The organism is [Leptolyngbya] sp. PCC 7376, assembly GCF_000316605.1.
GTDB lineage: Bacteria > Cyanobacteriota > Cyanobacteriia > Cyanobacteriales > MRBY01 > MRBY01.
In genome coordinates, this window is the sequence record NC_019683.1 from 3891018 (window position 1) to 3904870 (window position 13853).

A 13853-nucleotide genomic window follows, 5' to 3' on the forward strand; every position below is an offset into this window, starting at 1 on the left:
CCATGCGTCGATTTCGCTAAATAGGGTGTAGATTTAATCATAGCTTGACCGCTTTGGTGCAGGATCCGGCAATGCCATTCTGTTGCCTGTGCTGTAATGTTTCGTTAGTTTTTATGTCTTCATCTTCTGCTACCGCAGCTTCTTTCTTACGGGCATCTGGTTCCCTCGCTCTCCATTTTCAGATTTCTGATCTCGTTGCTGATCGCTATCGCGTGGTTGCACCGCAAATTTGGCAGGATACAAAACCAGAACTCCTTCCAATTTGTGAACATCCTTCGGCGATCGCCAAGCTCTACGGCAAACTCTATCCGCGCCAACTCCACGTACCGCGGGTTTACGATATTTGCCCTTTACCTGAGGGGGAGCTGCTTTTACTCGACAATATTCCTGTTTCAGATAATGGCGAAATTCTGCCAGCTTTAGCCTCAATTTGGGTGGATAGTTCACCACTACGGCAACTTTACTGGCTGTGGCAAATTTTAGATCTTTGGGAAGATCTACAAGAAGTTAATGCCGTTTCGACAGTGCTTTTACTGGAAAATATCCGCGTCGATGGCTGGTGTATTCGGGTCATGGAACTCATTGAAGATCCCGAAGATTCAGAGATTTCCCTCAAAAATATTGCAGAAAGTTGGCGATCGCTCCAGATTCGGAGTAGCCAAGCAATTCGTGCCGATTTAGAAACATTATTGGCGCAACTGGAAGAGCCAGAAGTCGCGCTGAAGGACATTCAAGTCAGCCTGAATAATTTACTGATTGCACAATCAAGTCAACAGCTTTTGCGAATCAAAGTAACAGCTGCGACAGAAACTGGGCAAGAGCCAGAAATTAATGAAGATCACTATTTCCCGACTGCTACCGAACAAGAAACAGATAATCTTGCAAATCATTTATTGATGGTTTGTGATGGCATTGCGGGTCATGAAGGAGGCGAAATTGCCAGTCAACTCGCGATTCAATCTCTGAAATTACAGCTCACAGGATTACTGAATGAGATTGCGATCGCCGACGATGTGTTGCAGCCCCATGTGGTGATGCAGCAACTAGCCGCCTATATTCGCGTCGCCAATAACGTGATTACGGCACGGAATGATGAACAAGGTCGAGCCTCCCGCAAACGGATGGCCACCACTTTGACTTTGGCGTTGCAGTTGCCTCAAAAACTGAATGAAGATGATTCGGGCATTGGTAATGGCCACGAGCTTTACATCGCTAATGTGGGCGATAGTCGCGCCTACTGGTTAACAGAAACGAAATGTTTATGTTTAACCGTGGATGATGACGTAGTCAGTCGTGAGGTGCAAGCTGGCCGTAGTCTTTATCGCAGTGCAAAGGAACGGGTTGATGCCGCTGCCATTACCCAAGCACTTGGCACAAGAGATGGTACAGCGCTCCACCCCACGATTCGACGCTTTATTTTGGACGAAGATGGGGTTCTGGTTGTTTGCTCTGATGGTCTCAGTGATAACGGTTTCCTCGAAGAAAATTGGCAAACGTTTGCGCCAGTAATTATTCAGGAACGTCTAACACCAGAGATGATGCTCCAAGCCCTCATGGGTCAAGCGGTAGACAAAAACACAGAGGATAACATCACAGCGGCGATCGCCTTTTATGGGATTACACCTCAGCATCCAGTGGTGATCAATGCAGGTGAACTGACAACATTGCCTGAGTCTGGCGATCTACTCTTTGAACCTTTGGCTGGTGAAGAGATTGAGGAACAAACCACTGCCCAATCAGAAGATTCAGAAGAAGATCAAGCTCCATCGACAGACGATGACGATGATCTTGAAGGGACTGATGAAGGCGAAAGCAACTCTTTGACGTTGATCATTTTTGGTTTGATCGCGCTAGTTGTTGTAACTGTGGCTCTTGCCCTTGGTTTAGATTGGCTGGTTCGCCGTAATCAATCGCCGCAACAACCTTCAACGCCTGAGATTGAGCAGCCTATTGAAACCGACGAAAATTAATTCGCTCTAAAAATTGCTCTTAAGAAAATGGGCAATTTTATCGGCGCTTTCGGGGATGCCGAGGGCTGCAGTCTTATCAGACATCTCTTGGCGTTTTCCGGGCGATCGCATAATCTCCAGAACCATTTCTATTAGTTCATCAGGACTAATACGATTTTGCTGAACGAGTAGTCCTGCGCCATTATTTGCGAAGACTTCGGCATTCAACGTTTGATGATCTTCCGCAGCATAGGGATAGGGCACTAGAACGGACGGTGTTTTTGTAATAGTTAATTCGGTTAATGCGCTCGCCCCAGATCGGCTAATAACGAAATCAGCATTCTGAATCAGTGCCGCAATGTCATGGGCAAAGGGCATCGCCAAATAATTTGGGTCTTGGAAGGAATCCACATCAGGGTCATTTTTCCCGGTGATATGGACAATAAATGCTCCTGCTTCAATCCAGCTTGCCGCACATTGGCGCACCAATTGATTTAAACCAACTGCTCCTTGGGAACCACCCATCGCCAAAATCACAAAGCGATCGCCTAAAAGTTTTTCTTTAAGATCTGCGCTGAGCGGTTGAGGGGTCAAAAATTCTTCGCGGACAGGCGTCCCAAGATGCAGCGTTTTCGCATCGGGTAAATATTTCGCAGCATCAGCAAAACCAACGACCACCGTATCCGCGTACTTACCGAGAAAGCGGGTCACTTTACCGGGAAGCACATTTGATTCATGAAGGATAACCGGAATACCTTGCCATTTCGCCGCAAGAATTGCTGGAGCCGCAATGTAGCCGCCAGTGGTAAAAACTAAATCGATTTTGTGCTTACTAATTAATTGTTTGGTCTGAAAAATCGACCTTAATAATTGCAATCCATTCAGAGCTTTACGGAGTGGATTTCCCTGTAAACCTTTCGCAGTGACAATATTGAGAGGATAGGTTTTTGGAACGAGAGTTGTTTCGAGGCGATCGCTGACACCGAGCCATTGAATATCGCAGTCTGAGAGTTTTTGCGCCACGGCTAAAGCAGGGAAAAGATGCCCTCCGGTTCCACTAGCTGCGATTAAAATTCGAGTCATTGCCACATTATCTGTCGTTTTTCGTCTCAGGTTTTAGAATAGACGAAACCTCCGACCAGATCGAGAGAACCTAATTTCATCACGTGGAGTAACAAGGAATTTATGGGTTATTGGCAGTCCGTTAAACGTTTTTCTTTGGTGGCGATCGCCGCAACCGCAGTCACCCTCAGCACAGGCCTCCGCAGCGATGCCAATACGCCGAATACTGCCCCAGAAACCCTAACCACTCTCCTCAATAGCATTGAAACAGCAGCCAATAATCATGAGCTAGACACAACCCTTGGATTCTATAGCGAAGGTTTTCAACATTCCGATGGCTTAAGTCGTGAATCCTATGGCCAGTTCCTCGCTGGTCTTTGGGAAGATTATCCTCGCATGGAATATGACATCAATCTCCTCAGTTGGGAACAGGAGGGCGATCGCCTCATCGCAGAGACCGAAACTAAACTACGCGGTATTCGCAAGGAAAGTGGCCGTTGGTCTCATCTCCACAGCACTGTCCGCGCCAAGCAGTATTTTGAAAATGGTCAGCTCGTTGAACAAGAAATTTTGTCAGAATCCTCTGAATTGACCAGTGGCGATAATCCTCCCATTGTCAGTGTTCTCATCCCTGAAGTGGTGAAACCAAAAGAAGATTTTGGCTTTGATGTCATCGTCAATGATCCCCTCGGCAACGAAATTTTGCTAGGTGCTGCTACTGAACAAATTATTGGCGACACGACTTATAGCAATCCCGATGATTTTGATTTAGATATTCTGCCTGCAGGTGGCATTTTTAAACGAGTTGAAGCCCCTGAAGAAACCGGTGATGTCTGGTATTCCGCGATTATTATCCGTAGCGATGGCATTACCCTTGTGTCCCACCGCGTCAAGGTTCAGGAGAGCTAGGAGCTGGTCGAAATTTTAAAATTCATCCTTTTGACTCAGGTTTTTTCGAATTTGGGTCTTTTTTATAGCTCAACTTAAAAAATAGGGTGGCGATCGCCTGATCCCCGCGAATATCAAGAGGATCGAACACATTTATCTAAATTTATCAACCATATAAAGAATAATTTTATAAAGGAGTGTTAAGTAGTTTGATATGATGCAATTGCTCTCAACATTTCTTCATATTTAGAAAATTAACAACTCATGGCTGAACAATTCCCATGGTTGACGGCAATGATTGCCCTCCCAGCTATATCCGCACTGCTTGTCCCGGTCATTCCTGACAAAGACGGGAAGACTGTTCGTTGGTTCGCGCTTTTGGTTGGTCTCATCGACTTCGGCATCATGTGTTATGCCTTCTGGCAGAACTTTGACACTAGCCTTGCGAACTTTCAACTAGCGGAAAGCTATAGCTGGATCAAACCTTTGGGAATCAGCTGGAGCTTATCTGTTGATGGGATCTCGATGCCTTTGATCTTGTTAGCGGGTTTTGTGACAACCTTGTCGATGTTCTCAGCATGGCAAGTGAATCGTCGTCCAAAGCTTTTTTACTCATTGATGCTGTTGCTTTACGCCGCTCAGATTGGTGTATTTGCAGCGCAAGATTTATTCCTCTTCTTCCTCATGTGGGAAGTGGAGTTGATTCCGGTTTATCTACTGGTTTGCATTTGGGGTGGTAAGCGCCGTCGTTATGCAGCGATGAAGTTTTTGCTCTATACAGCCGCAGCTTCAATCTTTATTTTGATCGCAGCTTTTGCCCTCAGCTTAAATCTTCCCGGTGGTCCCAACTTTGATTTTGCGGCGATCGCCGAGCATCAATACCCCTTAAATCTACAACTTTGGCTCTATGCAGGCTTGCTCATTGCCTTTGGTGTAAAACTCGCAATTTTCCCTCTCCATACTTGGTTGCCCGATGCTCACGGTGAAGCCTCTTCTCCCATTTCGATGCTCTTAGCGGGTGTCTTACTAAAAATGGGTGGTTATGGTTTGATGCGTTTTAACCTCGAATTGCTGCCTGATGCCCACGTTTTCTTTGCACCTGTTTTGGTTGTGTTGGGTGTTGTGAATATTGTCTACGGTGCATTTAGTTCCTTCGGACAAACCAACATGAAACGTCGTCTCGCCTATTCATCCATTTCCCATATGGGTTTTGTGTTGATCGGTCTGGCTTCCTTTACTGACCTTGGGATTAACGGCGCAATGCTGCAAATGTTGTCTCACGGTTTAATCGCCTCAGTGCTCTTCTTCTTAGCTGGTGTAACCTATGACCGCACCAAGACTATGGTTTTGTCGGAAATCGGTGGCCTAGGACAGGTTATGCCCACTGTATTCGCCTTGTTTACCATCGGTGCACTCGCTTCTCTGGCACTACCCGGTATGAGTGGCTTTGTCGGTGAATTATCCGTTTTCGTTGGCTTAGCAACAAGCGATATTTACAGCAGTACGTTCCGTACCATTACCGTATTCTTGTCTGCTGTCGGCGTTATCCTGACGCCCATCTATCTTCTCTCCATGCTCCGCGAAATTTTCTATAAGAAAGATATGGATGCGCTGAGCTGTGACCTTGGGGCACAGAAGAAAAACCGTAGTATTACGGCAGGTAGTTTACCAGTATGTTTCGGTAATGACTGTGTGTTACCTAGCAAGGCAATTTATGAGGATGCACGACCTAGAGAAGTATTTATTGCGGCTTGTTTTACTGTACTAATTATTGCCGTTGGTCTTTATCCCAAGACGTTAATGCAGATGTACGACGCAAAAACTCAAACGTTAAATGCGACGGTGAGTCAAGCTCAGATTGCCCATGTTGAAACACAGACGAATCTACAAACTGCGGACCTAGTGAGCCTGAACTCTCTCTAAACCTCGAACAAATTTGACTTTAAAATTAGTGGCGATCGCCTATTTATCTTTTAAGATGGGGCGATCGCCATTTTTGTCTCAAAATATTTTGGAGCAGATATCCACTCGACTAGTTAGCATCAATACAGACGAGTTTCCTGATGGAGTGTAGATGATTCGCTCTAAAATTAAGTTGAAGCATTTTGAATCATCATTTTTCAGGGCATCATCGAAAACCATCCTTTTCAGAGTAGCCGGCGAGTTTTTACCACATGCGAAGATCCACAGAATCTCCTTTCTCACTTCTCTATTACAGACTCGCAAAGCTTTCTCTCATCCATTTATCGGTTAATCAAACCCTTTGTGTTCTTGTCTTACTGGTTACTCTATTCACCACAGCTGGCAAACAGATAGGTGCATTTGGATTTCTTGAACTAGCGGTTTTTGATCGCTTGACGCGCACGTTGCCTCAGAAAAAATCCCAGGAAGATCTAGCGCAATCAAAGATTGTTGTGGTCGAAATTACAGAGCAAGATCTTTTAAAGCAAGGAGAATGGCCTTTTTCAGATCTAACGCTGGCGAAAGCTTTGCGGGAATTACAGGAGCATCAGCCACGGATGATTGGTGTGGATCTCTATCGAAATTTACCCCAGGGTGAAGGAATAGAAGACCTTGAGCGGGAATTTGCCAAAGATAATGTCATGGCGATCTACGATGTTGGCGGTCGGGTTGATGCGCCACCATCTATTCCTGAAAATCGGCAAGGGTTTAATGATCTTGTGCTGGATCCTGATGGCGTAGTGCGAAGACATTTGCTCTATACCTATACCGGTGAGCGCGAATTCTATTCATTTTCGCTGCTTTTGGCTTTGGGTTACCTTGGGCAGGACAATTTGTCTGTGGGGCGATCGCCGGATGGACTGACAATTGCAGACACTAAATTCTCAGCTCTTAGGAACAATTCTGGCGCATACCAAAATTTAGATGCAGCGGGCTATCAGATTCTCCTCAATCAGCCTCCCAATATGAATATTGATCGCCTGCCCTTTAGCCTTGTTGTGGAAGGTGCTGCGCCCCCCGAGTTGATCCGCGATCGCGTTGTTCTGATTGGTAGCACTGCCCCAAGCCTCAAAGATACTTTTCGGACTCCCATCCATAAGGGCAATCGCATTAACCCTCTCTTTTCAGGAGTAGAACTTCATGCCCAACAAGTTAACCAAATTCTGAATATTTCCCTCGGTGAGGTCAAGCCTTTTTACTTCTGGACAGAATGGCAAGAAATCCTCTGGATTATTGGCTGGAGTGCTGTGGGAGCTGTGGCTATTCGTACAGCAAAAAACCTACGTTCGTTGATTCTCATTGAGCTAGCGGCAGGTGGCTTACTAATCTTGGTGACCGAGCTGCTCTTCCAGCAATATATTTGGATCCCGATGATTTCGCCGCTGTTTGGTCTGGGTCTATGCAGCGTTTTAGTTCTCGCCCACAAACTGATTGACACATCTTTTGTTGACCCGCTTACCCATCTCCCAAATCGTCAGCAATTTTTTCTACATTTACGCTTTGCGATCAAACATTCAAACCAGAGTCGTCAGTCGAGATTTGCGGTACTGTTTCTCGGGATTGATCGATTCAACATTATCAATGACAGTTTTGGTTATGCTGTCGGTGACAAAATCTTGACTGGTTTAGCCCAACGTATTAAAACAGTGCTCAATGACATTGAGACCACGCCTTTACTTGCCAGAGTCGGAGGTGATGAATTTGCCATTTTGCTACCCCATATGCAAAATTCGGACGAAATCCAAGTCCAAGCTGACCAATTACAGGCGATCGTCCAAAAGCCTTTTCTCATTGAAGGGAAAGAACTCATTTTGAGCTGTTGTATTGGGATTGCCCTCGGTCAACCCAGCGAGACTTACGAGCCGGAACAATTACTGCGCAATGCCCACACGGCGATGTACCGTGCAAAAATGCTGGGTCGCTCCTCCTACGAGGTGTTTGCGGCGGGGATGAAAAACCAGATGACGGAACGTTTGAAAATGGAAACGGACCTCCGTTATGCTCTGACTCGCGATGAGATGGAACTGTATTATCAGCCGCTGATCGATTTAAAGCAGGGAACATTGATCGGTTTTGAAGCCCTTATACGTTGGAATCATCCTTCTGGGATTATTTCGCCCTACAATTTCATTCCGGTCGCTGAGGAAACAGGCTTTATTATTCCCCTGGGAAAATGGATTATCCAAACTGCTTGCCGTCAAATGCAAACATGGCATGAGCTTTTTCCAGAGCATTCTAACTTGGGTCTAAGCATTAATTTATCAGGACGACAGTTTAGTCATCCTGATTTGGTACAAGATATTCGTTCAACCCTTGATGAAACGCAACTTTCTTCTGATTGCCTCAAAATGGAGGTCACAGAGAGTATTGCAATGCAAAACGTTGAGAAAAGCATTGATCTGCTGTTAGAGCTGAAGGAGCTTGGGTTGCAGCTGAGTATTGATGATTTTGGAACAGGCTATTCATCTCTGAGTTATTTATGTCAGTTCCCGATTGATACGCTGAAAGTGGATCGTTCGTTTGTCGTGCAAATGCAGGAGTCCGATGCAGATTATGCGATTGTGCAAACCATCGTGACCCTCAGCCATGCATTGGGGATGACCATCGTGGCAGAGGGAATCGAGACTGCTGAGCAGCGCGATATTTTAAAGGGTTTGGATTGTGAGTTTGGTCAAGGATATCTATTTGCAAAGCCGCTACGAGTGTTTGAGGCAGAGGCATTAATTGAATCTAATCAAGCGTTTTTCTAGATTCAAAGTTTAGGCGATCGCCTAGGAATTGAGAGAGTCAGGCAATTGGTTACTCATTTTTTTATAGAGCGTAACGCGGTTACGGCCTTGTTTTTTGGAGAGATAAAGGGCTTGGTCTGCCATCTGAATTAGTTCAGTGGTGGTCATCTTTTGGGTTGTTCGGCGGATACTCACACCACAACTCATGGTGACAACTTTGGCGCTATTGCTCGATGTGTCGTGGGGAATGTTTAGAGAAAAAATTTGTTTACAAATGCGCTGGGCGATTTCTTCGGCGAGTTCGAGGGATGTGCCTTTGAGAATAATGGCAAATTCTTCTCCACCATAGCGAGCGACAATATCTCGCTGCCGGACAGTTTCTCGCATTTTCTGGGCAACACGATAAAGGCAAGTATCCCCTGCCTGATGGCCATAGGTATCGTTATAAAGTTTGAAATTATCGATGTCACATAAAATCAATGAGCAATTCGAATCTGGGTCGGCGATTGCCTGAGAGAGTTGAGTATCAAAGGAACGACGGTTGGCAACTTTGGTGAGTTCATCAAGGGTGGCTAGGCCATGGAGCTGACGGTTTGAGAGGAGCAAACTAGAGAAAATTGCAAGGCCAAGCCCTAAGCTAGCTGGCATGATCGGAATCCACACATTGAGGAGCATGGATGTTGTGGCGATCGCCAGCAATGCGGACTCTAGCAGTACAAACCCAATAAAAATATTGAGCTTGTCTCGATTTCCGCCAAATAATCTCTGGGAATTATTTAAAGACCAAGCCGTTATCGCAGTACCTAGCATGGCCCAAACAAAAGCCCAGAGCCATTCCACATAATCAGGTAGCGTGCGAATTAAGGCGCGATCGCCAAGGGCCGCACTCACCAATTGACTGGTGATATTGGCGTGGATAATCACCCCTGGCACCGGAGAAATGGAGGTGCTACTCAGCGAGCCATTGTAGGGCGTTTGGAAGAAGTCATTGAGGGTACTGGCCGTGGCTCCAATGATAACGATGCGATCGCGGATCAACTCCTCTGGCATACGTTCTTCTAAAATATCTGTAATCGAAATCGTGTGAAAATCAGCCTCAATACCGCGATAATTCAGGAGGATTTGATAACCACCTCCATCCATTCTGACGTAACCTCCCTCAGTGCCATGCAATGGGAAAAGTCGTGCATTTCCTAGCTGAATAGACTCGCCATCTAAAACCTCTGGCTCAATTCCTTCCGCTTCTAAAAAGTTCAGGGCTAGCTGTGTCCCCAGAGCCAATTTAATCTCGCCCTCTGGATCCCGAATCGACAATAATGCCCGCCGCACTTTACTATCCACATCCAAAATCAGATCGGCAAGCCTAACTCGATCATATTTTTTTAGGATTTCCGGAGCACCAGTCGTTTCACCTTCAACCTGCTGACTGACTCCATATAAATTCGTATTTGAAGAAAATGCTTGAACTAAAGCTTCATAGCCGTCATTCCCTACGGGTAAATTCCGGTAAAGATCTAGCCCAATAACCCGCGGCTCATAGGCTGTTACTCGGTCAAGAATAGTAGCCAATGTATCGTCGGGAATCGGCCAAGTACCGACTTTTTCTAAATCCACCTCATCAAAGGTCACAACAACAATGTTGGGATCTGGCTGCTCCTTTGGTCTCATGCGAATGGTCTGATCAAAGAAAGCCCACTCTACAAGCTGAAATCCCCCAGTAAAACTCAAGCCAATGGCGATCGCCGCCGACAAAGTTGCATTGGCACAATGTTGGTACCAAGGCAATAACCTGAATTTTTGAAACTTTTCTAAAGAGGGACGTTTCACAATCTATCGAGTGAGAAGAAGTATTGACAAAATATTGAAGGCAGCAGTGCGTCTTACAACCACAACTGCAATTTTTTTCATTGTACTAGTAGCAAGAGCTTCGGAACTAGGCATAATGACTGACTCTGGAGAAGAAGGCAAAAAATATTTCCCTTAAAATAATTTGTCCCTGTAACTATTGTGATGCTGTTGTCTCATCTTCAAACAGTGTCACAAAAAAACACTAAGCGCTTACCTACAAACACCTTTGGCACTTAGTACCTAAGTCATCAGAGTAAAAGATACGTCAACAATTGCGAGATAAAAATCTATATTTAGCCGCCGAAAAAATAGCTTTGTGTAAAGTTTCGAATAAGTATTCTTAACCATCATCACATCAAACATGAACTGTTTTAAGTTGATGACAAAACAGCCGAAATCCAGTTGAGGCAAAGCTTTTTCGTTGTGGGGGGGCAATTGACACGATTCTAAAAGGTTAAAAAACACTCTGGGCTTTACAGAAAGTTTTTAAAACGACTCCGGATACTAATGTATCTCCGCATTTTCACAGATGTATGGGCGATCGCCCCCCATATAAGATGTCAGCACAAATGGGAGCAGTATTCGGGTTGTTCGTTCACAAATATCTCCCAAATTAAGCATCTCTGTCGTTTGTCTCTCTCTACAACAATTCTGTCTCACAAGGCATCCCGCACAATGGCAACTTTTAACCTTACATATGATTTGAATGTCACCTTGGAGCAACGCCTTGCTTTCGAGATGGCAGCTCGTATCTGGGCAAGCTTATTACAAGATGATGTAGAGATTAACCTACACGTTGGTGCCATCGATGGCTTGAATGGTAATGAAGCAGTTGGCGGCGCTGTCCCCATATTCCATGAAGTTAACTACGGTGTTTACCAAGAGTATTTAGCGAATGACGCTACATCAGAACAAGATGATTCTGTCGTTGATGCTCTGCAAGAAGGAAATACTGTTGATGTTCTCATCGATGCAGATGGCGATGGTACATCCGAGGTGGTGGATGGCAATACAACGATTATGCTCACCCGTGCCCAAGCTAAGGCTTTGGGGATGGAAGATGAGCTTCTCTTAGATAACGGCAGCACTTGGGATCGTGACGTTTTAGAAAACCCCGATGCTTTAGATGGCTATATCGTCATTAACAATAGTTATGACTGGAGCTATGACCTCACCCGCGAAGACGATGTGGAAGAAGGACAGCTCGATTTTCTTACTATGGCTCTCCATGAGATTGGTCATAGCTTGGGATTCGTCAGTGGTCTTGATGGACTGATTGAATCCTTTGAGATGCATTCCGGTGAGATACGTACAGAAGGAATGACGGCGCTCGATTTATTGCGCTACAGCGACACGAGCGTCGATATTAATAACCCCGATGGCACAGTGAGTGAACTTACTTTTGGGGGGGATGCTTACTTCTCCATCGATGGTGGCGAAACTTCAGAAGCTGAGTTTGAAGAAGGTGATGATTACCAAGCGAGTCACTGGCAACGGTTACAAAATGCCCTTGGGATTATGGATCCAACCCTGGGTTATCAAGAACGGACTGATATTTCAGAACTAGACCTCAGAGCATTTGATGTATTGGGATGGAATGCAGATTATGAAGCGCTAGAAGATGGTCTGGATTTAGAGGATCTCTATGAAGAGGCGATCGCCGCAGTTGGTGAAGACTTTGGCGTAACATCATCTGATGTCGAGACTGCCTTAGCAACAGATCAAGATTGGTATGGCCTGACCCGTGGCACATGGTGGGAAACATTTAAGTCCCAAATGATTGTTCTGGGTCATGGCGATTTTTGGGAAGCCTTTGAAACAGAGTTAACAGCTCTCTATCCGGGCAGTTGGTGGCAGGAACTCGATCAGCAGATGCTAGAACTGGGCCCCGGCTCTTGGTGGCAGATCTTCGAAAATATGGTCGCGGACCTTGCTCCTGGCGGTTGGTGGCAGGAATTTGAACTGAGACCCGGTGGCTGGTGGCAAGAGTTTGAAGACTCGATGTTAGATCTTTTCCCTGGTGGCTGGTGGCAAGAGTTTGAATCAGAAATGATTGAGCTTTTCCCTGGCGGCTGGTGGCAGGAGTTCGAGACAAATATGCTAGAGCTAGCTCCCGGTAGCTGGTGGCAAATCTTTGAGCCGCAAATGATCCAGACCAGTTTTACTGGTGTTTGGGAAGTCTTTGAAGAGCAGATGCTTGCCCTCGGTTATGACAGTGAGTGGCAAAAATTTGAAGTTGATTTGGTGGCAGAGGGTCACGACTCTTGGTGGGATGCCCTCGGTGACAGAATTTTAGAGCTAGGCCCCGGTGGCTGGTGGCAAGCGTTTGAAGAGAAAGCTCTGGATTTATACCCCGGTGGTTGGTGGTTAGATTTTGAAGAAAATTTGGTTGAACTTGTACCCGGTGGCTGGTGGCTTCGTCCCGGCGGCTGGTGGCAAGCTTTTGAACTCAGTCCCGGTGGCTGGTGGCAACAAATCGAAGACTACACCAACGAAGTCAAAGATGCGGATCAGGCGATCGCCGATATTACCAACGACAGTGATGGCAGCAATACTGTTACAGGTGGTGACAACGATGACATTTTGGCAGGTGGTGACGAGCAAGATTTAATTGGTGGCAAAAAAGGTGATGACCTCATCGATGGCAAAGGTGGGAATGACATTATTCTTGCTGGTGCGGGTAATGACATTGCCTACGGTGCGGAAGGTGATGATGCTTTATTTGGTGATGAGGGCGATGACCTTCTTGCTGGAGAAGATGGTAATGACCAGATTTTTGGAGAAGCTGGGCATGATATTTTGTCCGGTGGTCGTGGTGAAGACATCCTCAGCGGTGGTGAAGGTCGCGACGTTCTGAAAGGTGATACAGATAACGATGTGCTTGATGGTGGTGCTGACGATGACCAGCTGAGCGCTGGTTCAGGTGATGATGTCGCGATTGGTGGCGAAGGCCAAGATGTCATTAGTGGCGGCGATGGAGACGATGTTCTCTATGGTGATGACTATTTTGTTCCGGTTAATGATGGCGTCTTTAGCAGTAGTACTTCATCTGAACAACCAGTGGTAGCCGAGAATATCACAAGTGCAGAAGAGGCGATCGCCAACCTAGATTTCTGGACGCGCATCGAAGCTGAGGATATGCAGCTCGTTCAATATAATCAGGAAATTCAAGCTGGTGCTTCTGGCGATCGCCTGATTGCGAGTCAAAATAATAACAGTAAAGCCAAAACCACTTTTCGTGGGCCGGATGGTGCCTACGACCTAATTATTGGCTATCAAGATCAAATTGGTAGCGTTTCTCAAATCACTGTAGTGATTTGAGGAAAGGGATCACCAACTGAATATACAGCTCAACTCGCAACCAAGACTGGCAGAGGCTCTTACACCATTTCTGGAGTCACTCTCAAAACAGGCC

At 45.9% G+C, this 13853-nt stretch carries 8 protein-coding genes; 6 read left to right on the plus strand and 2 right to left on the minus strand.

The features are described from left to right. The first annotated feature begins 113 nt into the window (after positions 1 to 113). Positions 114 to 1970, plus strand: coding sequence for a PP2C family serine/threonine-protein phosphatase (locus tag LEPTO7376_RS17570; protein ID WP_015135467.1), 1857 nt, complete (start codon positions 114 to 116; stop codon positions 1968 to 1970). Positions 1971 to 1976: 6 nt separating this feature from the next. On the opposite strand, the gene murG is transcribed toward LEPTO7376_RS17570, so the two are convergent. After that, positions 1977 to 3032 (minus strand): undecaprenyldiphospho-muramoylpentapeptide beta-N-acetylglucosaminyltransferase, encoded by a 1056-nt coding sequence (gene murG, locus LEPTO7376_RS17575; protein ID WP_015135468.1) that lies wholly within the window; start codon positions 3030 to 3032, stop codon positions 1977 to 1979. 102 nt (positions 3033 to 3134) lie between these two features. Between murG and LEPTO7376_RS17580 the strand changes: the two genes are divergently transcribed. From LEPTO7376_RS17580 to LEPTO7376_RS17590, 4 genes are all read left to right on the plus strand, one after another. Beyond that, the gene (locus LEPTO7376_RS17580) at positions 3135 to 3920 is read left to right on the plus strand and encodes a hypothetical protein (RefSeq protein ID WP_015135469.1); all 786 of its coding nucleotides are present in this window, start codon (positions 3135 to 3137) and stop codon (positions 3918 to 3920) included. A gap of 243 nt (positions 3921 to 4163) precedes the next feature. After that, positions 4164 to 5822 carry an NAD(P)H-quinone oxidoreductase subunit 4 gene (locus LEPTO7376_RS17585; RefSeq protein ID WP_015135470.1) on the plus strand — a complete coding sequence of 553 codons (1659 nt, stop codon included), beginning with the start codon at positions 4164 to 4166 and terminating at the stop codon, positions 5820 to 5822. 13 nt (positions 5823 to 5835) lie between these two features. Further along, positions 5836 to 5973 (plus strand): hypothetical protein, encoded by a 138-nt coding sequence (locus LEPTO7376_RS26555; protein ID WP_160148500.1) that lies wholly within the window; start codon positions 5836 to 5838, stop codon positions 5971 to 5973. A gap of 100 nt (positions 5974 to 6073) precedes the next feature. Continuing rightward, positions 6074 to 8611 carry an EAL domain-containing protein gene (locus LEPTO7376_RS17590; RefSeq protein WP_015135471.1) on the plus strand — a complete coding sequence of 846 codons (2538 nt, stop codon included), beginning with the start codon at positions 6074 to 6076 and terminating at the stop codon, positions 8609 to 8611. A 21-nt stretch (positions 8612 to 8632) separates the two neighbouring features. Here LEPTO7376_RS17590 and LEPTO7376_RS23820 read toward each other — a convergent pair whose 3' ends face one another. After that, positions 8633 to 10417 (minus strand): CHASE2 domain-containing protein, encoded by a 1785-nt coding sequence (locus LEPTO7376_RS23820; RefSeq protein ID WP_015135472.1) that lies wholly within the window; start codon positions 10415 to 10417, stop codon positions 8633 to 8635. A gap of 528 nt (positions 10418 to 10945) precedes the next feature. On the opposite strand from LEPTO7376_RS23820, the gene LEPTO7376_RS23825 reads away from it, so the two are divergent. Beyond that, positions 10946 to 13759, plus strand: a complete 2814-nt coding sequence (locus LEPTO7376_RS23825) for an NF038122 family metalloprotease (protein ID WP_015135473.1) — start codon at positions 10946 to 10948, stop codon at positions 13757 to 13759. Positions 13760 to 13853 lie beyond the last annotated feature (94 nt).

Excerpts from the sequence above, each read along its gene's own strand:
- LEPTO7376_RS17570 (WP_015135467.1), top strand. The coding sequence starts at position 114 with ATGTCTTCATCTTCTGCTACCGCAGCTTCTTTCTTACGGGCATCTGGT.
- murG (WP_015135468.1), bottom strand. The coding sequence starts at position 3,032 with ATGACTCGAATTTTAATCGCAGCTAGTGGAACCGGAGGGCATCTTTTC.
- LEPTO7376_RS17580 (WP_015135469.1), top strand. The coding sequence starts at position 3,135 with ATGGGTTATTGGCAGTCCGTTAAACGTTTTTCTTTGGTGGCGATCGCC.
- LEPTO7376_RS17585 (WP_015135470.1), top strand. The coding sequence starts at position 4,164 with ATGGCTGAACAATTCCCATGGTTGACGGCAATGATTGCCCTCCCAGCT.
- LEPTO7376_RS17590 (WP_015135471.1), top strand. The coding sequence starts at position 6,074 with ATGCGAAGATCCACAGAATCTCCTTTCTCACTTCTCTATTACAGACTC.
- LEPTO7376_RS23825 (WP_015135473.1), top strand. The coding sequence starts at position 10,946 with ATGTATCTCCGCATTTTCACAGATGTATGGGCGATCGCCCCCCATATA.